The sequence below is a fragment of the Actinospineispora eucalypti genome, assembly GCF_039543365.1.
Lineage (GTDB): Bacteria > Actinomycetota > Actinomycetes > Mycobacteriales > Pseudonocardiaceae > Pseudonocardia > Pseudonocardia eucalypti.
The window spans coordinates 37,841-58,681 of record NZ_BAABJP010000063.1; the positions used below are offsets into that span (position 1 = coordinate 37,841).

At 69.6% G+C, this 20,841-nt stretch carries 16 protein-coding genes; 8 read left to right on the forward strand and 8 right to left on the reverse strand.

Annotated elements, in window-relative coordinates:
* Positions 1 to 299: 299 nt before the first annotated feature.
* Entirely contained in the window at positions 300 to 857 is a 558-nt protein-coding gene (locus tag ABEB12_RS39270) for a dihydrofolate reductase family protein (protein WP_185063215.1), read from the reverse strand.
* Between the two features lie 71 nt (positions 858 to 928).
* On the opposite strand from ABEB12_RS39270, the gene ABEB12_RS39275 reads away from it, so the two are divergent.
* A complete protein-coding gene (locus ABEB12_RS39275) occupies positions 929 to 1,900 on the forward strand; it encodes an RNA polymerase subunit sigma-70 (protein ID WP_185063214.1) in 972 nt (323 codons plus the stop codon).
* A gap of 63 nt (positions 1,901 to 1,963) precedes the next feature.
* Here ABEB12_RS39275 and ABEB12_RS39280 read toward each other — a convergent pair whose 3' ends face one another.
* Positions 1,964 to 2,641 carry a hypothetical protein gene (locus tag ABEB12_RS39280; RefSeq protein ID WP_185063213.1) on the reverse strand — a complete coding sequence of 226 codons (678 nt, stop codon included), beginning with the start codon at positions 2,639 to 2,641 and terminating at the stop codon, positions 1,964 to 1,966.
* Positions 2,638 to 3,657, reverse strand: coding sequence for a ParA family protein (locus ABEB12_RS39285; RefSeq protein WP_345703532.1), 1,020 nt, complete (start codon positions 3,655 to 3,657; stop codon positions 2,638 to 2,640). The genes ABEB12_RS39280 and ABEB12_RS39285 overlap by 4 nt, the downstream gene beginning before the upstream one ends.
* Positions 3,658 to 4,906: 1,249 nt before the next feature.
* On the opposite strand from ABEB12_RS39285, the gene ABEB12_RS39290 reads away from it, so the two are divergent.
* A complete protein-coding gene (locus ABEB12_RS39290; protein ID WP_185063211.1) occupies positions 4,907 to 5,758 on the forward strand; it encodes a hypothetical protein in 852 nt (283 codons plus the stop codon).
* 12 nt (positions 5,759 to 5,770) lie between these two features.
* On the opposite strand, the gene ABEB12_RS39295 is transcribed toward ABEB12_RS39290, so the two are convergent.
* Positions 5,771 to 6,388, reverse strand: coding sequence for a LysE family transporter (locus ABEB12_RS39295; protein ID WP_185063210.1), 618 nt, complete (start codon positions 6,386 to 6,388; stop codon positions 5,771 to 5,773).
* A gap of 83 nt (positions 6,389 to 6,471) precedes the next feature.
* Here ABEB12_RS39295 and ABEB12_RS39300 point away from each other — a divergent pair, with 83 nt between their 5' ends.
* Complete coding sequence (locus ABEB12_RS39300; protein ID WP_185063209.1) at positions 6,472 to 6,999, forward strand: CGNR zinc finger domain-containing protein; 528 nt, start codon at positions 6,472 to 6,474, stop codon at positions 6,997 to 6,999.
* Between the two features lie 251 nt (positions 7,000 to 7,250).
* Positions 7,251 to 8,192: an alpha/beta fold hydrolase gene (locus ABEB12_RS39305; RefSeq protein ID WP_185063208.1), complete on the forward strand. Its 942-nt coding sequence runs from the start codon at positions 7,251 to 7,253 to the stop codon at positions 8,190 to 8,192.
* Between the two features lie 13 nt (positions 8,193 to 8,205).
* Here ABEB12_RS39305 and ABEB12_RS39310 read toward each other — a convergent pair whose 3' ends face one another.
* Positions 8,206 to 8,502: a helix-turn-helix domain-containing protein gene (locus ABEB12_RS39310; RefSeq protein WP_185063207.1), complete on the reverse strand. Its 297-nt coding sequence runs from the start codon at positions 8,500 to 8,502 to the stop codon at positions 8,206 to 8,208.
* Between the two features lie 55 nt (positions 8,503 to 8,557).
* On the opposite strand from ABEB12_RS39310, the gene ABEB12_RS39315 reads away from it, so the two are divergent.
* From ABEB12_RS39315 to ABEB12_RS39330, 4 genes are all read left to right on the forward strand, one after another.
* Positions 8,558 to 9,922 (forward strand): MFS transporter, encoded by a 1,365-nt coding sequence (locus ABEB12_RS39315; RefSeq protein WP_185063206.1) that lies wholly within the window; start codon positions 8,558 to 8,560, stop codon positions 9,920 to 9,922.
* Positions 9,923 to 9,988: 66 nt separating this feature from the next.
* The gene (locus ABEB12_RS39320; RefSeq protein ID WP_345703533.1) at positions 9,989 to 10,468 is read left to right on the forward strand and encodes a guanyl-specific ribonuclease; all 480 of its coding nucleotides are present in this window, start codon (positions 9,989 to 9,991) and stop codon (positions 10,466 to 10,468) included.
* Between the two features lie 253 nt (positions 10,469 to 10,721).
* Positions 10,722 to 17,270: a hypothetical protein gene (locus ABEB12_RS39325; protein WP_185063205.1), complete on the forward strand. Its 6,549-nt coding sequence runs from the start codon at positions 10,722 to 10,724 to the stop codon at positions 17,268 to 17,270.
* A gap of 24 nt (positions 17,271 to 17,294) precedes the next feature.
* Entirely contained in the window at positions 17,295 to 17,948 is a 654-nt protein-coding gene (locus ABEB12_RS39330; protein ID WP_185063204.1) for a hypothetical protein, read from the forward strand.
* Here ABEB12_RS39330 and ABEB12_RS39335 read toward each other — a convergent pair.
* The 3 genes from ABEB12_RS39335 to ABEB12_RS39345 form a co-directional block, all read right to left on the reverse strand.
* Complete coding sequence (locus ABEB12_RS39335) at positions 17,934 to 18,200, reverse strand: hypothetical protein (protein WP_185063203.1); 267 nt, start codon at positions 18,198 to 18,200, stop codon at positions 17,934 to 17,936. The genes ABEB12_RS39330 and ABEB12_RS39335 overlap by 15 nt on opposite strands.
* A 77-nt stretch (positions 18,201 to 18,277) precedes the next feature.
* Complete coding sequence (locus ABEB12_RS39340) at positions 18,278 to 19,561, reverse strand: recombinase family protein (RefSeq protein WP_185063202.1); 1,284 nt, start codon at positions 19,559 to 19,561, stop codon at positions 18,278 to 18,280.
* Positions 19,562 to 19,601: 40 nt separating this feature from the next.
* On the reverse strand, positions 19,602 to 20,426 hold the full coding sequence (locus tag ABEB12_RS39345) for a winged helix-turn-helix domain-containing protein (RefSeq protein ID WP_221498430.1): 825 nt from the start codon (positions 20,424 to 20,426) through the stop codon (positions 19,602 to 19,604).
* Positions 20,427 to 20,841 lie beyond the last annotated feature (415 nt).

Genomic DNA, 20,841 nt, shown 5'->3' on the forward strand with positions numbered 1-20,841 from the left:
AGCGGGTGTGTCACGGCGAGTCGTCCACGCATATCTCTGTATCCGGAGGGAGTTGTGCACGCATATTTCTGTACCGGTGGGAACGGTCGCCGGGCAGTCCACGCATAGGTCTGTCCACTTCGCCGGGGTCGTACGCATTGGTTTGGTGCCCAGTACGCATAGCTTTGTCACTGGATCGGGCCACCTGCGCGCATACTTCTGTAGCTTCGCGCGCATATCCGTGTCGCGGACCCTCGATGTAACCCCAGGTCAACCCGGGGTTTCCGAGGCCTCCTGTAGTTCCCCGTAGGAAGAACTCCTTATAGGGCCCGTTCGTAGCGCAGCAGCGCGGCAGCGCCGACCTGCTCGGCCGACACCAGCCTCAGGTCGGGCACGGCCGCGGTGAACAGCCGCCGCCCGGTGCCGAGCACCGTGGGGAAGACCAGCAGGCGGTACTCGTCGACCAGGTCGTCCGCCATCAAGGTGTGCGCGATGCCGATGCTGCCGATGACGATCACGTCCCGGTCGTTGCGCTGGTGGCGCACCTCGTCGGTGAGCTCGCGGGGGATCAGCGTGGAGTTCGGCCACGCGCCGACGTCGCCGAGCGTGCGGGAAGCCACCAGCTTGGTGGCGTTGTTCATCCTGGTGGAGAACTCGTCGGTCCGGCCGGGCCAGATCTTGGCGAACAGTTCCCAGGTCGTCCGGCCGAGCAGCAGCACGCCTTCGTCCAGGCTGGCGCCCAGTTTGAACTTGTCCCCGGCCACCGCCTCCGGGCCGTGCCGGAACGCCCATCCGCCGCCGGGCGTGCCGGCCGAGCCGTCCGGGTCCTCGACGATGCCGTCCAGGGTGCTGAACTCGATCACGATGACGCGGTTCATGTCTCCTCCTTGGTTCGTAGTCGGAGGTACATACCGGCGGGCTCCCGGAAACTCATCGCTACGGTTCCGGAATGCCCGAGATCGGCACCGAATTCGACGCGGCCACCGCGCCGTTCCGGCGCGAGTTGGCGGTGCACTGCTACCGGATGCTGGGTTCGGTGCACGACGCGGAAGAGGTCCTGCAGGAGACACTCACCAAGGCTTGGCAGGCGCGCGAGCGGTTCGACGCCTCACGGGCTTCGTTGCGCACCTGGCTGTACCGCATCGCCACCAACGCCTGCCTCACCGCGCTGGAGGGCAAGGCCCGCCGGCCGTTGCCGGCCGGGCTCGGCGCGGCGAGCGACGACCCGCACTCCTCGCTGGTGCCGGACTTCGAGACCCCCTGGCTGCAGCCGCTGCCGGACCGGTACCTGCCGCCGGACCCGTCGGTTCGGGCGGCCGAACGGGACGGCGTGCGGTTGGCGCTGGTCGCGGCCATGCAGTTGCTGCCGGCCCGGCAGCGCGCGGTGTTGCTGCTGCGCGACGTGCTGGCGTTCCGGGCCGCCGAGGTGGCGGCCCAGTTGGACACCTCCACCGCCTCGGTGAACAGCGCGCTGCAGCGGGCCCGGGCGACGCTCGCCTCGGTTCGTGAGGAGAGCGTCCTCGAGCCGGACGACCCCGCCGTGCGGGCGACGGTCGAGCGCTACGTGCGGGCGTTCGAGGCGGCCGACGTCCCGACGCTGGTATCGCTGCTCACCGAGGACGTGGTGCTGGAGATGCCGCCAGTGCCGCTCTGGTACTCCGGCCGCGCGGACTACGGCGCGTTCATCACCCGGGTGTTCGACATGCGCGGCACCGGTTGGCGGATGCGCGTGACATCGGCGAACGGGCAGCCGGCGCTGGCCGCCTACTGCCCGTCCCCCTCCGGGGTGCTTCAACTGCACACGCTGCAGGTACTGACCGTGACCGCCCACGGGATCGCGCACAACGTGGTGTTCCAGGACCCGGCGGTGTTCGCCGCGTTCGGGCTCGAGCCGACAGAACCGACCGAACCAACATGCTGAAGTGACCGAACCAGCGCGGGTAGGGTGGCGTGGCCGAGCGTCCGCTCGGTGTAGTTCCTTCGCCTACTCGGGTGGGCGGGCCAGGGCCAGGCGGAGGGCGGCGGTGGCCACCTCGGTGCGGGTCACCGCCTTGGCCGCCGGGGTGGGCCTGGCCTGGTCGGCGATGCCGTCCAGGAAGTCCCGCTCCTCGGTGGTCATGCGCAGGGTGATCTGCACGCCCTCCGAGGCCAGCGTGTGCCCGCGCGGGCGCCGGGCCCCCGGCCGGGGCCGGGCATCGCGGACGCCGGCGACCACGTCGTCCGGGTAGTCCTCGCAGGTCCAGAGCACGAGCTGGCCGTAGGACGGGCGCTCCGGGCTGGACAGCAGGTCCCGGTTCACGTCGTTGTACAGCGTGGGCGGGATGCGCACCGCGACCGCGACCCTGGCGCCGCTCCCCTGCTCCACGGCCATCCGCTCGGCGGTGGAGCGGGCCGGCGGACGGCCGCCCTGGCCCTTGGGTTGGCGGGCCGGGACGGTCTCCCTCGGCGCCGGGCTCGGCCGCCGCTCCGCCTCCGGAGCCAGGCGCGCCGACGGGGTGACCGGAGCCTCGACCCGGACCGGTTCGGGCTCCGGTTCGGGCTCCGGTTCGGGCTCCGGCTCCGGGGCACGTGGCGGTGGATCGGCCACCGGCGGAGGGAGCAGGTCGTCGATGTCCCCGAGCCGGTTCGGGTCGAATACCTGACGGCGTCTCTTGCCGCTCATGCGGACGCGGCTCTCTCGTTCGCGGCGACCCTCCCCAGCAGTTCCCGCGCGAGCGCCTGATAGTCGCTCGCCAGCGGAACCGGGTCACGGGACCACAGGCGCTGCTCCACCTCATCCGGCTCGGCGCGGTGCCGGCCGGCGCGGCTGAGTCGGGCCAGCCGGGCCTTGCTGGCGCTCGCGGTGGCCTCGACCAGCTCCACCGGGGTGAGGTGCGCGGCCCGCAGGTCCAGCGCGGCCGCCCGGTCGCTGCGGATCATGGTCTTGAAGCAGGTGGCGCCGGATCCCTCCAGCATGCTGTCCAGGTCCTCGAGCACCTGGCCGTTGCGGGCGGTGGCGCGCGGGTTCGCGTCGAACAGCACCACGCCGAGCAGCTGCAGCATCGCGCCGTCCCGCTCCTTGGCCATCAGGTAGCGGCGGGCCAGCAGCTCGACGCCCTCCAACGAGGCGTCGTCGTCCTTGGTCGGCACGATCAGGTACCGGGCGGTGCGCAGCAGCGCGTCCAACAGCGGCGCGTCACCGGGGCCGGAGTCGATCAGTACCAGCGTGTAGCCGCCCTCCGCGCAGACGTCGGCGAGGGTCTTGCGCAGGTTGGCCACCAGGTCCAGTCCGGTCTGCGCGGCGGTCGCGGTGAGCGCGCCGACCTGAGCCAGGAACGGCCCGCCGCACACCAGGTCCAGCCCCGGCCGGACGTCCTGCTGCACCTGCAGCGGCTCGGCGTACTGCAGCGCCATCATCAGGCTGCGGCCCCGGTCCCCCACCACGCCGAGGTCGCTGCCGGTCGCGTTGCCCTGCGGGTCGGCGTCGACCACCAGAACCCGGTGTGTGTCGTCCGCGATGAGCGAAGCGAGCGCGGTAGTGATCGAGGTCTTTCCCACCCCACCCTTCTGATTAGCCACCAGCACAACCCGACGCAGAGCAGACAGCTGCGGATCAGTCTTCGCTGCCATCGGCGATTCCTTCCTATCCATCAGCCGCATCATCATCAGGCTCCCCCGCTGGCTCGTTAGATGTGACATAACCTCTGTCCGCAGGTGATGTCACGGATTGACACACATCTTCATGAGCAGATGTGCTACCAGCCGCGAGGACAGCTTTGTTCTCTTCGACGAGCAACGACTCTAGCTCATGTCCGATGCAATCTAACGCAGGGTCTGCTCCAGCAGGTGATGACACGCCGTTGTGCGGTGCAGCTTCTTCAGCCTCAAGCGATGACATCTTCATCGCATTGCCTGTCTCTGTCCACGCTGCGTTGCAGTCCGGTGTGCATCACTGTGTGCCAGATGCAGATAGATAGTCCGTTTCTGCTTAAGACTCCTCGGCAATCGGCGCTTCACTGTCACAACCTGCATACGCATCGGAATACGCTGGCGTGCCGACACACACGTTGCAGTATCACTTGCCTCCATGCTCTGGTGATGTGCTGTCTGCTGATAGTTCATATGATAATTTAATATGGTCTCTACCAGCAGATATAGTAACATCATGGGATGCGTGAGAGGGTAGCTCGCGGCGCCACCTGCAGTGAACCGTGGCGATCCGGGTGAGGCGTCAAGGGCCGCCGAAGACCATCCAATTGGCCGCAAGAAGTGGGGGAGTAGGTGGTGGAAGTTTGACGCGGAAACGGTTCGAACACACCGCTCTCTCTGGTCACCGGTGCCACCGCAAGCAGGCAGTTTCAAGGCCGGTCGAGGTGCTCGGGAACGCCCTCCGAGGGTCCGTTGCGCACGTCCCGCCGGGGTGCCACCCGAGGGGAGAGTCGACCGATTCCGGGCGCGCTGAAGCGCCGCAGGCGAAGCACTCTCATCGGTCAGATCAGGTCGCGTTCCTCCGGCTTCTGAGCTACGGAAAGGCCGGGAAGCCAGCGGCTGCAGTGGGCGGCGAACCTGGTGCGGCCGAGGCGTCGGCGGCCACCACATCAGGCGATTCACCCCCTGCTCATTCCGGCGGATGCTGCTGACCAGACCCATTAGCCCAGCTATGCACGTTCTGATAAACCATCATATGAGATGTCATACGACAGTGGTGACGCGGGTCCAGCCTCGGGTGCACAGCTTATTTGAGTGCGGACGACACGCGCTCGGCGACTCCTACCGGTGCGTTGACGCGATGCGTCAATGCAGTATCGTCGGCTCCAGGAAGGCCTCGGCAGGTGTTATAGGGGGCCGGAAACCGCGAGATTTCGCGGACGGGTTCCCCGACTCGCCGGGGAGCGGCAAATGCCGTCAGTCCTGTACTGACGCACCCTGCCGGGCCTATCGTGCACCCGTGGCGACCTACCCACCGATCGGCGACCAGGAGCGCGACGCCGCCCTGGCCCGGATCGCTGCCCGGCACCGCCAGTCCGACGATTCCCGCTGGTCAGAGGCGGGGACCGAGGCCCGGGACGTGCTCGAGTACCTGCGCCGCAGGCAGGCCCAGCTACCGTACGCGCTCGCCGCGCGGGACGTGTGGGACGAGCTGGTGCTGTCCGCATGGGTGGAGTGGGACGAGCGGCGCCGCGAGGCCGAGCTGCTGCACCGGGCGCTGCGGCTCGGATTGTCACTGCGCGAGGTGGGGCAGTACCTCGGCATCGGCAGCCGGCAGGGCATGCGCGACTACCTGGACCGGCTGGACGCGGTGCTGGCCGACCACGCCGAGTCTCGCGCGGCGGTACACGGACCCGCCACCGGGGACGGCAGCACCGACCCGCTGCACCGCTGGTCGCGCAGCACCCGGGCGCAGCGCGGCGCGGACGTACACGCCACCCGGGCCCGGCGGGCGGCCCGCCGGGCCCGGCCGGCCAGACAGACCTGGATCGCCGCGCAGCACGACCGAATCGCCGGCGTGATCAGCACTCTGCTGGAACAGGCCGAGCGGATCGGCATCGAGCCGGCGGAGAGCGCGGACGAGGCCGAGCCGGGGCTGGGGGACTACCTCAGCTGGCTCGGCGCGGACCTGGAACGGGCGGAGTTCGACGCCGGCAGCTTCGGCGCGCTCGGTCTGGCGCTGGGGGAGCTCCGTACCCATCCAGCCGTCACCGAGCGCGCGGGCAACCACGGCATCCACCGGGCCATCGCGGCGGTCGATCAACTCCGCTCCGACTACGCGGAACTTCGCCTGCCCCGCACCACCGCCTGAACGCCGGCCGCCTCACCGAGCGGCGTCGACGAGCAGGGCAGCGGCCAGTGCGCCGTAGGCGCCCGCCGCGAGCCGCTCGAGGAGCGTCCGGATCCGCGAGCCGCCCAGCACCCGATCGCGCACCGCGCCGGTGGCGTACCCGATCGCCAGATCGGCGAGGAGTCCCAACAGCTGAAGAACCAGGCCCAGCATCAGCAGTTGGAGGACCGGGTGCCGCGTGCCGTCGCCGAGGAACTGCGGCAGGAACGCGGTGAAGAAGAGCATGATCTTGGGGTTCGAGATGTTCACGATGAACCCACGCCGGAACGTACCCGTCGCCCCGATGGTGGGTGCCTCGGATGACGTGCCGCTGGCTCTCCAGGTCACCCAGGCGAGGTACTCGAGGTACACCGCACCGCCGAGCCGGATCACCGGTACGAGCTCCGGGACCCTCGCCAGGAACACGCCGAGGCCGAGGGCGGTGAGGATCACGTAGACGCTGACGCCCGCGGTGATCCCCAGGGCCGCACGGGTCGCACCGCGCCGGCCGTCACGGATACGCGTGGCAACCATGAAGGCCATGTCGGGTCCGGGGGCCAACAGGAGTACGACAACGGCAGCGATGAAGCCGGGGAGTACACCGAGATCCACCAGTCCGTAACCTATAGACATAGTTCATGAGGTTACCGATTTGGTAACCTTCTAACGTCACTCTTAGGGTTACAGTGGTATGCGTGCTGGCCGTCCCGGAACTCGACCTGAGCAACGTGGTCGAGTTCGTGAACGAGTACGCCGACCGACCACGCGAGGTCGCCGGCGAACAGCGGGCGTCCTATCCCGATGCCGCCGCTCTGCTCGACTGGTCCTCGGAGGTGCCGATTCCTCCGCCTGGCGATCTTGTCGCGACGGCGAATGCGATCTTCGCCGTCTTCTCCTCGGCTCGCGACGGCAGCGGTCTCGACGAACTGAACCGGCAGCTGCGCTCGGTCCGCCCGGTGCCAGAAGTCACCAACTCAGGCCTGCGCTGGACGGTCGCCGCACCGGGTGACGTCCTCCCCGCGGCTCTGGCCACCTGCCTGCTGACCTGGTTGGTGGACCACGACGCGGCCCGGCTCGGCACCTGCCAGGCGTCGAGGTGCGTCGACGTGTACGCCGACAACTCGCCGGCGGGCCGGCGCCGCTTCTGCTCGTCGACATGTCTGAACCGCCACAAGGTCAGCGCCCACCGAGAGCGCGCATCAAGGGTCGGACGCGACCAGTAGCCCGAACACCGGTTGAGAGTGCTGACTCGCGGGGAGGCTCGACCCAAAAGAGTGGCCCTATTGTCCGAGTCGGAGTCGGGAGTGCTCTCGTTGAACTAGCAACCATTTCGTCGGGAGGGGACTCGTCCATGGCTGCGGGTTATGGGGCTCGAAGGATCAGGCGAAGCTCCCTGCTGGTAATCGCCGGTGCCCTACTCGTGAGTACGGTGACGACGAGTTCCGCGCGGGCCGAAGAAGGCAGCTGTCGGGACGTGAGTGTGCCGATCACGATCACGGGACAGAGTGGCCCGATTGCCGGGACGCTGTGCCGCCCGCGCAACGCGACGAAGATCCAGGTATTGGTGCACGGACTCAGCTACGGCCGGTACTACTGGGACCTGCCCTACGAGCCCGAGCGGTACTCCTACCCCAAGGAAGCGAACGAGCGTGGCTACGCGACGTTGGCCATCGACCGGCTCGGCATCGGCAAGTCCTGGCACCCGGTCAGCCCGCTGGTCAACTACGACAACAACACCAGCGCCGTGCACCAGGTGATCCAGGCCGTGCGCCGAGGCGATCTGGGCGGGCGCTTCGACAAGGTCGTACTGATCGGGCATAGCCTCGGCTCGGTGATCGCCTACCAGGAGGCCGGCACCTATCAGGACGTGGACGCGGTGGTGTTCACCGGTGCGGCCCACGGGGCCGACGTGATGAACGTCGTTCGCAAGATCCGGCTCAATGCGATCCCCGCGATCCTGGACCCGAAGTTCACCGGCCAAGGCTATGACCCCGGGTATCAGACCACCCGGGCCGGGACCCGCGGCGACTTCTACTACCCGCCGAACAGCGACCCCAAGGTCATTGCCCTGGACGAGAAACTGAAGCAAACCTTCAACGACGTCGAACTGGGAACCGGGTCTTCCTACCTCGGCACCAGTGCGACCAAGAACGCCGCGGCCAGCCCCTCGAAGCGGATCAACGTGCCGACCTTCACCATCAACGGCGACCAAGACGCGTTCTTCTGCAAGGGACCGGTGGCCGCCGACTGCTCCTCGAGCGCCGCGCTAGCCAACTACGAGCGCCCCTACTTCGGACCGCACGCCGTGGTCGAAGCCAAAGTCATTCCCGGCGCGGGACACAATCTCAACCTCGAACGCAGCGCGCCAGACAGCAACAAGGCCATTCTCGACTTCATCGACCGCCACACCAGGTAGGCGCGGTTCGTCGTCATGACGCCGGCAGGATCGCCTTCAGCAAGCCAGGGAAGGCGGCGTCGAGCTCCTCTTCGCGGAGCACGTTGAGGGCCAGGCCGGACTCGCGGTGGGTGGCGATCACGCCGGCTTCGCGGAGGGTCTTGAAGTGGTGGCTGAGGGTGTTCTTGGCTACCCGGGTGTCGAAACGGCCGCAGGCGATGGGTGCGGCCGAGCTCGCCAGTTGACGGACCAGGTCCAGGCGCACCGGGTCGGCGAGCGCGCGCAGCACGGTGATCACCTCTAGCTGCGCGGGCGGCTTCGTCGAGGTCATGACACCAAGGGTAAACGTGTTCGATGGATATCGAAATCCTCGCTAAAGTAGTTCCATGACTATCGAACACCGGCGGGGCGTGGTGGCGCTCGCGTTGATCGCGTCCTTCATGGTCTTCGTGGACGGCACGATCGTGAACCTGACGCTCGCACAGCTCGCCACGCACCTGCACGCGTCCCGCCCGGAGCTGGAATGGGCGATCAACGCGTACACGCTCTCCTTCGCGGCGGTGATGCTCGGCGCCGGCGCGATCACCGACACCCTCGGCGCGAAGCGGGCCTTCAGCACCGGGTTGACGATCTTCACCGCCTCCTCGGCGGTCTGCGCGGTGGCCGGTTCGATGCTGGTGCTCAACCTCGCGCGGCTGGTTCAGGGTGCCGGCGCCGCACTGTTGCTGCCCAGCGCCCTGGTGTTGGCCACCGCGACCGCCGCCGACGAGCGCGCGCGGCACCGAATGGTGGGCTGGTGGGCCGCCGCCGGGGGAGTGGGCATGGCCGCCGGGCCGTTGCTCGGCGGGGCGCTGGTCGCGCTCGCGGACTGGCGGGCGGTGTTCGCGGTCAACGTGGTGATCGGCATCCCGGCCCTCGTGTGGAGCCTGCGCTCGATTCCCGTGCTGCCGAGGGGGGTCCGCCGGTTGGACATCGCCGGGATGGGCACGGCGACCGTGTTGATCGGCGGTCTGGTGTTCGCGCTCATCGAGGCGCCGGCCCGGGGGTGGCACAGCCCGGCGGTGCTCACCGCCGCCGCGCTGGCCATCGCCGGGTTGATCGGGTTCGTGGTGGCCGAACGCGCGGGCAACGCGCCCCTGCTCCCGGTGGGCGTCTACGCGGACCGCCACTTCGTGAGTGCCGCCGCGCAGGGGGCGCTGTTCAACTTCACCTTCTACGGCCTGCTGTTCGCTATGAGCCTGATGCTGCAACAGGGCCGGGGGCTGGACGCATTGACCAGCGGTCTGCTGTTCCTGCCGCTGACCGGACTGATCTCGGTCGGCACGTTGACCGCGGCGCCACTCGCGCAGCGCGTCGGCCGCCGGGCGGTGCTGGCGATCGGTCAGACGATGCTGGCGGTGACCCTGCTTGCGGTGGCGTGGGCGAGCACTTCGCCGGCGCTGTGGCCGTTGGTGCTCGCGCTGGTGCCGGCCGGGTTCAGCTCGGGTCTGTTGGTGCCGACGATGACCTCGCAGTCGATGGCCGCCGTCGAACCCGCGCTGCACGGCGCCGCGTCCGCCGCGTTCAACACCTCCCGGCAGATCGGCGCCGCGATCGGCGTCGCCGCGTTCGGCCCGCTGCTCGGTACGGCGCACGCGCTCGGCGGGGGCTTCATCCTGTGCGTGCTGGTGGCCGCCGCCGCGACCGCGGTGGCGCTGGTGCTCACCGCCGTGACCCGGCCGGCCCCCGCCGCGAAGGTGCTGACCGCCTGAGCATGGCAAGGTCGTTGGCACCACAATGTGGCGCAATGCCGAGTCGCCACATAGGGAGAGGACCACATGCGCACATCGCGAGGTACCCGGTGGGCGCTACTGCTGACCATGCTGGTCGCCCTGCTCGGTGGGTGCGCGTCCGCCTCGAGCCCGGCTCCGGCACAGGGCTCGGCAACCGACGCCTCCCTCGGTGCCGCGCCGGCCAGCTGCCCGGCGCCGAAACCGGACGCGCCCGGGGCGAAGGCGTCCGGGCTGCCGGTGCGCGCGCTGTGCGCCCTGCCGAAAGAGGCCGCCACGGTCTGGCAGAAGATCAAGAGCGGCGCCCGGTTGCAGTACCCGAAGGACGGCAGCACGTTCAACAACGCGGAGCGGCTGCTGCCCCGACAGAACCAGGGTTACTACCGTGAGTACACGGTGCCCACGCCGGGCTCCCGGGACCGCGGCGCGCGCCGGTTGGTGACCGGCAGCTCCCAGGAGGTCTACTACACCGGCGACCACTACCAGTCCTTCGTAGTGGTCGACTCCACCACTGTCGGCGCCGGTTAGTAGTTGCGCGTTTCATTAACCCGCAAAGCGCTTAACGTTGCTTCACCAATCGTTCACCGACGAGCCGTCGGCAGACCACTTCGGCTAGCTAACTTCGTTCTTGCTTGGCGCCACCACGGTGGTATGGGAATGAAGCGGATGCGTCCTAGTAGACGACCCATCGCGTGATTACTCGCCGCGCTGGGGATCATCCGGCCTTGAGCTGAGCGTGATGTTTCCTTGCTGCGCGTAATCATGCTGAAGGTGGCTCGCGATGAGGTCCGTGGTCTCGGATGGGCTGATCCGGTGCATGCGCACCGGTGTGCTCGCCGCACCCGCGACCTTCTTGCTGTTGGCCAGTGGCTTTGTCCTGCTGGTGGTCGGCTTCGCGGGCACGTCCGGTTCGGCCGAAGCTCCGGTCGTGGTGCCGGTGGTGGCCGTTTCGCCGGCCCAGGGCGGGCCCGGGGATGCCGGTGCCGACCCGTCCGGTGACTACGCTGTGCAACAGGCTGCGGTCGGTAGTGCGTCGGCGGCAAAGCCGTCCCAGGTGAACAACTCGGGCGGCTCGGCCAAGCGGATCACCGGGTCGACCCAGTACCAACAAACCGCTGACGAAATGGCCGCCAAGTCCGGGAAACCGACTCCGGAAACGGTTAATTCGACGGTCCAGAAAACGCCGGAAACGCCGGTCACCACCCGGGCAGCGGCACAGCGGCTGACCGCGGCGCCGGTGGTCCAGGAGGAGCCGGAAACCCCGGTGACCGCACGGGCGCCGGGCGAACGGCCGACCGGCCAGCAGGCGCCCGTGGACCAGCCGGTCACGCCGGTCACCACGCGCCGCCAGCCCGGCCAGGGGACCGACGACGTGCCGAGCACGCCGGTAACCCGCCGCAAGCCGGGCGAGACGGCCGACGACGTGCCAGCCACACCGGTTTTCGCCCTGGCCGCGCGCCGCCAAACCGGGGGAGCGGCCGAAGAGGCCCCGACCGGGCCCGTGGTGACGGTAGCCGGTCGGCGGGTCGCGGATGCGCGTCCGACCGGTGCCCGGGTCGACGAGGCATTCGCCGACGGCAACATGCGCCGGGCCATCCGGGCCGCGACCGCGCCGACCGACGAGGATCTGCCCGGGTTCGCGCTGACCCGAGCCGACGCGCGCGGCAACCAGGCCGGCCAGGCCTCGCCGGGGCGCAAGGCGCCGGGGCAGGACGTGCGGACGCTGCTGGACGGCGGGGCCGATCTGGTGTCTGGGGTCGTCGGCACGGTGGCCGGCAAGCGGGCGGGGGAGGCCACCCACGAGGCGCTGTCCGGTGTCGCCGATGACGTGACGCGGGCGCTGCGGGTGGGCACCCGGCTGGCCGGCGGGGAACGCGGCTCGTTGCCGGACGTGGACCGGATCCGCGACACCGCGCAGCGGCAGGTGGACCCTGCGCTGCGGCAGGTCGGCGAGCGGCTGGACGAGATCGGCAAGAAAGGTGCCGGGAACGCCAAGGGGTTGTTCCTGGAGAACACCGGCACCGCGCCGGGCTGCGTGAAGGGCGAGCGTTGCGGCCCCGCCACCGAGCAGGCGCGCACGATGCTGACCGGCGGCACCGGGACCCGCGGCCCACCGGCGCAGACCACCGCCAACCGCACCACCTATTCCAGTACCGAGGACCAGACCTACCAGCTCACCGCGTTCGACCCGGAAGCCCAGCGCGCCGCGCAACAGGCCAACGACCAGGCCTTGAACGACCGGCTCGCGGTGATCAACGGGCAGCGGGGGCTGGATGACGCGAAGAAGCAACTGGACGCCGGCAAGCTGACCCAGGCCGAGTACGACAAGAAGGTCGCCGCGCAGAAGAAGCTGCAGACCACGTCGGACGCCTCAATGACCAAGGTCTCGCCGGAGAACGCCCAGCTGATCGACTACGTGATCGACGGCCAGCAGCAGCTCGGCCCACAGCAGGCCGCCCTGGACAAGCGGGGCAAGGACCTGGACGCGGCCTGGGACGCGCAGCGCAAGAACCTCGCCGCCGGGAAGTTCGACATCCCGGGCCTGGTCAACAACGCGATCGCGTCCGGCCAGTACCGGCGGGACCTCGCCGAGTTCGACCGGTACCGCGACGACGTCAACACCGCCACCGACCAACTCCGTCAAGCCACCGGGCATGACGACATCACCCTCGGCGACCCCGGCGGCAACGGAGTCGCCTGCGGTTCGAGCGGCGCGTTCAGCCGGTGCGAGGGCACCAGCTTCGGACAGCAGGAGTCCTGCCAGGGCCTGCCCGGGGTGTCGGCTTGCAACGTGAGCGTCGGGTCGGGCTCGACGGCGGCATCCGGCAAGTGCCCGATCGACGGGGCCGGCTGCACCACCTCGGCCACCTTCGGCGGCCACACCGCCAGCTCGGGCTGCAAGCCCGGCGCCTACTGCGAGACCACCGCGACGGCGGACTGGTCCGGCGCCTACAGCGAGTGCCAGGCGGCCAAGGGCTGCACCGGCAGCTCCACCGCCCGACAGAGTGGCCGCGAGGTGTCCACCGCGACCGGCAAATGCGAGGGCGACTGCGGCTTGTGGGCCAGCGCCGGCGCCGACGGGGTCGGCGAGGCGCACTGCCAGGCCGGCGGCGGGGCCTGCGACACCGACAGCACCAGCACCCGCACCGCACCCCAGCCGCTGGCCGCCGCCGGGGCCGGGGCCGGGGCCGGGCAGACCGGAGCAGACCGGCAACCCGCCGCATCCGGCAGCGGACAAACCGGGCCGAATGGGCAACCGGTCGCGTCCCAAACCGCAGGCTCCAGCATGAACGGCGCCGACACGAACGGCACCGCGCGCACCGGCACCCCGGGCTCCGGCACGAGCGGCGCCCCGGACGCCGGGCAGGACCCACGTGGCCGGACCGCGCGGGCCAGTTCGCACTGCGAGTCCAACACCGGCGAGTGCGCCACCTTCGCCACCGCCGACGTGAACTCCGAGGCCTCGGCCCGCGCCGGCGCCGACGTGGACTGCGGCGGCAAGGCCGGCTGCGCCGGCACCGGTTCCACCCGCACCACCACCGACGCCGCCAGCGGCACCGGCGCCAAGCGCCACGGCGAGACCAAGTCCGACTGCGTGGTCGCCGCCGGCTCCTGCCACGCCGGTGACCAGGCCCGCGCCGACAACCCACTGCGCCTGGACTTCCAGCCCGGCACCGAGCCGGGCGCCTGGTTCGGCGAGCCCGGCGGCCCCGCGTTGCGCACCGTGGACGGCGACGCCAGCGGCGAAGGCACCGCCCGCGCCACCGTGGACTGCGCCGGGGTCACCGGCTGTTCCGGCGCCGCGCACACCAGCACCGCCGCGAGCGTCACCACCGCCCCCACCGAGCCCGGTCGGCCCGGCGCCACCCGCGAGACCCACGGCCAGGACTCCTGCCTGGTCACCAGCGCCGACGGCTGCACCAGCCAGTCCCACTCCCGCGCCGATGACCAGCTCTACCCGACCCAGTGGCTGGGTGGCCGGTCCTACCGCGACTTCTCGGGTGGCCACAACTACGGCAGCCACGACGGGCTCGGCGGATCGCCCGCCGGCGTCGGACCGGCCGGGCCCGGTACGGGCGGATCCGGTACGGGCGGATCCGGTGGGTCCGGGGCCGGTGTGGGGGCCGGTTCCGGTGGCGGTGGCGCGGGTACCGGACACGGCGGCAATTCCGGCCGACTCGACGACCAGACTGGCGCCAGCCGGCTCACTGCCTGCGGCGCCGGCGTCGACTGCCACCCCGGCGCCCCGGACCCGGCGGCCAACGGCACCACCCGCACCCGAGGCCCACCAGCCCCGGCCCGCCAGGTTTCCGCCTCCAGCCAGGCCGGCAGCCAGATCGACTGCACCAACCCCACCGGCTGCGACGCTTCTTCGATCAGCCAGACCGGCGGCTCCGCCTCCGGCGACGTCCCCTACCGCGACAGCACCGGCGAGTCCACCTGCAACCTCCGCTCCGCCACCGGCTGCACCTCCCACTCGACCACCGAGGTCGGCAACCGGCTCGGCACCCCCAACGGCAAGATCACCGCCAGCCCGGACACCCCGAGCGACGACCAGCGCACCGTGCGACTGGGTTCGGCGCCGGTGGGCCAGGGCGAACCGGTCAGCACCTCGCGCGCCACCGCCGAAGGCGGCTGCCCCGCCGATGCGACCGGCTGCACCTCCCAGACCCGCTCCGCGACCACCTCGCTGAACACCGCCGTCTCCGACCGCCGCACCGGCTCCGACGCCACCGCCAACTGTACCGGCGGCGGCGCCTGCGTCACCCCGTCCCACTCGGACGCCTCCACCGAGCCCGACTACGTGGTCTACGACGGCGCCACCCGCAAGCCCCTCGCCGACCAGCCCACCAGAGGCGCAACAAGCAACTCAGGTTCCGACGCCAGCGCCCTCCGGACCGCCGACCAGGACGACCCGAAGACCGCGCCGGTGCGCCCGGTCGCCCAGGTGTCCAACTGGTTCAACAACGGCGCGAACAACCACGGCAACGGGAACAACGGCAACAACAACTCCGGCTTCTTCAACGCCGGCGACGACAACCTCGGCGACCACAACCGAGGCAACGGAAACGTCGGCAACCAGAACGTCGGGAACGCGAACACCGGCAACCAGAACGTCGGCAGCGGCAACACCGGCAACGCCAACACCGGAAACGGCAACCGAGGCAACGCGAACCGAGGCAACGGGAACACCGGCAACGCCAACCAGGGCGACCTCAACATCGGTGATGCAAACGTCGGCAACCGCAACCTCGGCAACGCTAACCACGGCTCCTACAACACCGGCAACAACAACCGTGGCTCCCACAACGTCGGGAACGCCAACGTCGGCTCGCACAACGTGGGCAACGCGAACCAGGGTTCCTACAACATTGGCAACGCCAACGTCGGCGACCACAACCAGGGCAACGCGAACCGGGGCTCGCACAACGTCGGCAGCGGCAACCGGGGAAGCCGAAACATTGGCAACGGCAATGTCGGCTCGAACAACGTAGGCAGCGGCAATCACGGCTCGTTCAACATCGGCGACGCGAACACCGGCAGCTACAACCGCGGCAACGGCAACGTCGGCTCACACAACGTCGGCAACGGGAACCGCGGCTCGTACAACGTCGGTAGTGGCAACCGGGGGAACCGCAACGTCGGCAACGGGAACGTCGGCGACTACAACGTCGGCTCGGGCAACGTCGGCTCGCACAATGTCGGGAACGCCAACCACGGTTCGTACAACGTCGGCAACCACAACGTCGGCAATGGCAACCGAGGCAACTACAACGTCGGTGACGCGAACGTTGGCAGCTACAACCGCGGCAACGGCAACGTCGGCAACCACAACGTGGGCAACGGCAACCGAGGCAACAGCAACCGGGGTAACGAGAACGTCGGCAACCGGAATGTCGGGAACGGCAACCGAGGCAACGACAACCGCGGCGACCGAAATATCGGGAACGCCAACGTCGGCAACTACAACCGGGGCGATGGCAACCGGGGTTCGTACAACGTAGGCAGCTACAACAACGGCTCTTACAACGTGGGTAACCGCAACGTGGGCAACCACAACGTCGGTGACCGGAACCGCGGCAATGACAACGTCGGTAACCGGAACGTGGGCAACCGGAACATCGGTGACGACAACAAGGGCAACGACAACGCCGGGAACCGCAACGTCGGGAACAACAACGCCGGCGACGACAACCACGGCAACAACAACGTCGGCAACCGGAACAAGGGCAACGACAACGCCGGGGACGACAACGTCGGCAACGACAACATCGGGAACCGCAACCACGGCGACCGGAACGTCGGCGACGACAACCGGGGCAATGACAACGCGGGCGACCGCAACCACGGTGACCGCAACGTCGGCAGCGACAACAAGGGCAACGACAACGTCGGCAACCGGAACAGGGGAAACAACAACCAGGGGAACGACAATAAGGGCAACAACAACACCGGTAACAACAACAAGGGCAACGACAATGTCGGCAACAACCTCAACGGGAACAAGCAGAAGAGCCCTGCGGAAATCCTCACCGACCCCCGCTTCCTGGCCGGCGTCGGCACCAACGGGCTGAAGAACTACAAGCGCGCCGAGGGCACCTTCGGCGACGCGGCCAAGCGCCACGACGAGCGCGCGAAGGGCGCCCGTGCCCGGGGTGACCTGGAGACCGCCGCCAAGGAAGAACGGCTGGCCAAGCAGTACAAGGGCCTCTCCGACCGGCTGAAGACGCTGACCAGCCCGCACGCCAAGGGCACCCCGCTGGTGGAGCGGCTCAAGCGCCCGCTGGGGAACCTGCCGACGATGCTGCAGCGCGGCATGGCGCAGTCGGTGTTCGACCACATCAACCGGCCCGGCGTGCCCGGCCAGCACCCGGTGAAGAACGCGCTGCCGTTCCTGCGGGAGTCGAAGTTCGGCGGTGACAACCTCAAGGAGCTCGCCCGCCGGGGGCTGACCAAGGTCGGCGGCGTGGCCACCCTCGCGTTCGCCGGCTACGACATCTACAACTCGATCAAGGCCGGCGACAGCGTCCCGCACGCGGTGGTCAAGACCGGCAGCTCTGTGGTGATCAGTGCGGCGGTCGGCGCCGGCACCCAGGCCGCCGTGGCCGCCGGGCTGACCGCGCTCGCCGTGCCCGGCGCCGGCTGGGCGGTCGGCGCCGGCATCCTGGCCGGTGCGGCGGCGTCCTACTTACTGACCAAGTACGACGTCCCGAACAAGATCGCCGACGGTGCGGTGTGGCTGGGTGGCAAGGTCGCCGACGGCGCCAAGGCGGTCGGCAAGGGCATCGCCAACGGCGCCAAGAAGGTCGCCAAGTTCTTCGGTTTCTGAACCGACCATGCCTAAGGTCTGCCCATGACGGCCGCCGCGCTGCCGCCCCGCCCCAACTCGATGGGCGAGCCCGCCCCACCCCGGGCGCCCGCCGTGGTCGGGGCCTGGGCCGGGTTCCCCGAACGCAACCGCGACACCGTGAGCCACCGACCGGGCCTGGACCAGCGCTGGTTCGCCCGTGCCGAACCGATCCTGGAGGTGGTGCAGGCCCGGCGGCGGAACGCGCTCTGGTTCGCCGTCCGGTACCCGCTGGTCTCCGGCCTCGTCCTGGCGGTGCTGGTGACGGCGTACCTGCTGGTCGACGCGGCCCGCAGGGACGGCTTCGCCTGGGGCGAGGAGATCCGGGTCTGGGCGGTGATCATCGTGCTGGTGACCGCCGGCTACACCGGGATCCGCTACCTGCAGCACCGCAAGCAGCTGGTGTACGCCGGCGTGGACTGGGTGGGGGAGGGGTCGGGTCGTGGGGAGTGCGTCGGCACCTACGACCTGTCCCGGATCGCGCTCACCGGGGACGCCCTCCAGCTGACCGGTCGGGACGGCACGCGACTGGACCTGCCCTTGGGCCTGGTCGAGGCAAACCCCGCGCTGTGGGATCTGGTCTACAACGGCCTGCGCCACTCCACCGCCGCCGGCGCGGAGTCCGACCCCACCACCCGCGAGCGGCTACGCCTGACCTGACCGCTCCGGCCGGCGCAACAGATCGAGGATCTCCCCGAGCGCGGTTTCCACTCGATCCAGCCGGCCATCCATTCGATCCAGCCGCTCGCCATGCAGATCTACCGTCTGCTGCAGCTTGGTGAGCTGCACGCCGTGCTCACGCTGGGTCTCCACGACGGTCGCAACGGTCTTGTTGGTCGTGTTGAGCAGGCTGTAGACGTCGTCTACGTCGTGCCGTAGCTGGCGCACCACGCGCGGGTCGGGGGAGCCCATGGCGGGGGAGTCTAGCCGGTCCGCCATAGGAGATCACGTGCGGTATAACGACGCGCTTCGCGGCTGTCCCTGGGCCTTCAGTCCAGGTGGGTGTGTTTGCGGCAGGCCCAGCGGCGGCCGTCGATCTGCCAGCCTTGCGCAGCGAGCCAGCGGCGTACGGGTTCGGGTAGGCCGTCGGGGGCGGTGGCGAACGTACTGGTGAGCAGGGGGCCGTCGGCGCAGTGCGCGCATTCCACGTTGGCGACCTGTTCGTGGGGTTGGCACTCGGTGCAGTGTCGGCGTTCCACGACGCGGCCGGGGTGGTCAGGGTCGGGGTAGAGCCAGATCAGCGCGAGGTCCTGGCGCTGCCGGATGCGGTCGCGGAAGTGGGTGGGGCGGTGGCCGCAGTTCGGGCACTTGGTACCGCTCGGGCGGGGCGCGGGGTGTGGGGCGGCTCGGCGGGTGCGGGTGGCGTCGGTGGAGCGCAACGCCCTGGCCGGGCGGGATGCCGGTTGCGGGTTGGGGAGTGCGTTCGGGTGCGCGGGGGCGGCCGCACCCGGGATCACCGCTATCCCCGGCGGCCGGCCCGCGGGTGCGGTGCGTTCAGCTGAACGCGACGAGTTGATCAACCTGGGGCGGTCGGTGCCGGTCGCGGGGGCGGGTGGATCCGCCGAGCCAGACTTATGCGCGGGATTGTCGGGTTGCGCGACTACCGCGTCGTCCGCCGGCGGTGCCTGGTGCGGATGACCCCCGGAAGTGACTGAATCGGCCTGCTGAAGTGACTGAATCGGGGAGGGTTTGCGGGCTCGGGGACGCGTACCGACGGTGGACTTGTCCAGGTAGCCGTAGAGGGTGCCGCGTTTGACGCCCAGGCGTTCGGCGATCTCGGCGACGGTGTGTTTGCCCTCGTTGTAGAGGTGTTGCGCGGCGCTAGCCTGCTCGGGAGTGATCTTGGGCGGGCGGCCGCCCCGGCGGCCCTGCGCGCGGGCGACGGCCACGCCTTCCTGGGTGTTGGCCACGGCCAGGTCTCGGCGCAGCTCCTCCAGCACGGTGAGCATGCCGAACATCGCCCGGCCCTCGACGGTGCCGGTGTCAACGCCCTGCTCCAACACCCGCAACCCGATGTCCCGGGCCCGCAACCGCGCGCCCAGCCCGACCAGGTGCGGCACCGAACGGCCGATCCGGTCCAACCGGGTCACCACCAGGGTGTCCCCGGCCCGGGCGAAGTCCAGTACCCGGTCCAGCCGGGGCCGCGAGCCCTTGGCCCCGCCCGAGGTGTCGATGTGGATGTTGTCCGGGTCGACGCCGGCCCGGGTTAACGCGTCGATCTGCGACTCAGGGTGCTGCTCGGCGGTGGCCACCCGCGCATACCCGATCAACATATGTCGATAATACCTCACGGACACATATTTTCGACATTAGTCAACGCTTGTTGGCGCGCGGGTCGCGCAGCACATAGCCCACGCCATGCATGGTGTGGATCAGCGGTGGGCCCATCTTGTTGATCTTGCGGCGCAGGGTGCACATATGGACGTCGAGCACCCGGCGGTGACCGACGTGGTCGTAGGGCCAGACGTGCTCGACGATCTCCGTGCGGGTGATCACCCGGCCCGCGTTGACCAGCAGGTAGCGCAGGATCCGGCGCTCCTGCGGGGTGAGGTACAGGTGGCGGCCGGCCCGCCGGGGCTCGAGGGTGTCCTCGTCGAACTCGAGGTCGGCGAAGCTCAGCACCGCGTCCGAACGGCGCCCGAAGCGACGCAGCAGGGCGCGGATCCGGGCGGTCAGCTCGTCCAGGCTGAACGGCTTGGGTAGGTAGTCGTCTCCGCCCACCGTCAGCGACATGGCCGAGTGCTCGCCACCCCGCCCGCCCACCAGGAACAGGATCGGCACCCCGGAACCGAGGCGCAGCCGCAGCAGGCGCGCCAGGGCGGACGCGTCCACCCCCGGCAACGTGGCGTCCAGCACCAGCAGCTCCGGCCGGTGCCGCTCGGCCCGGGCGAGCGCCTCGTCCGCACCGCGAGCCAGCACGGTCCGGAACCCGGCGAACCGCAGGCACGCGGGCACCAGCTCGGCGACCGCGTGGTCGTCACCGATCACCAGGATCGAGCCCGGTTCGCTCGGCTCGGCGGGGGTAGCGGCGCCCTCGTTCCGGGCGGCTGCCCGTTCCGGATCGGCGGGGTGATCCGCGCCGGCGTAACCGCCGCTCGAGGTGGCCACCACCGCGTAATCGATTGTCAGGGCACTCATGAAGATCTCCTTGGCGATATGCGAAGCATTGCTGCAACTCAGCTTGACCGAGCCTGTTGATTCGGTAAATCGGAACTTTCCGAACGTTAAAAGGTGGAGAAAAACGAAAGTTTGCCCGCGGACTATCCGGACTAGCCGGTGACCGCCAGCAGACCGTCCAGGAAGGCGGTCAGCAGCGCCGGGCCGAGGCACAGGGTCGCGGCCCAGTGGTCGAACCCGACCACGAGGGTGCTCGCCAGTGGTCACCGCGAGATCGCCGGTGGTCGCTCGACGTCCCGCCCGGATGGCCGCCGACGTCCGCATCGTGGCCACCCGATGGCCCGTACGGGAGCCGCCGGCCGTCTCCCGTGGTGTCCTGCTGATCATGAAGGTGGTCCGAGCCATGCCGCCAGTCGGCCAAAGTCAACGCATGTTG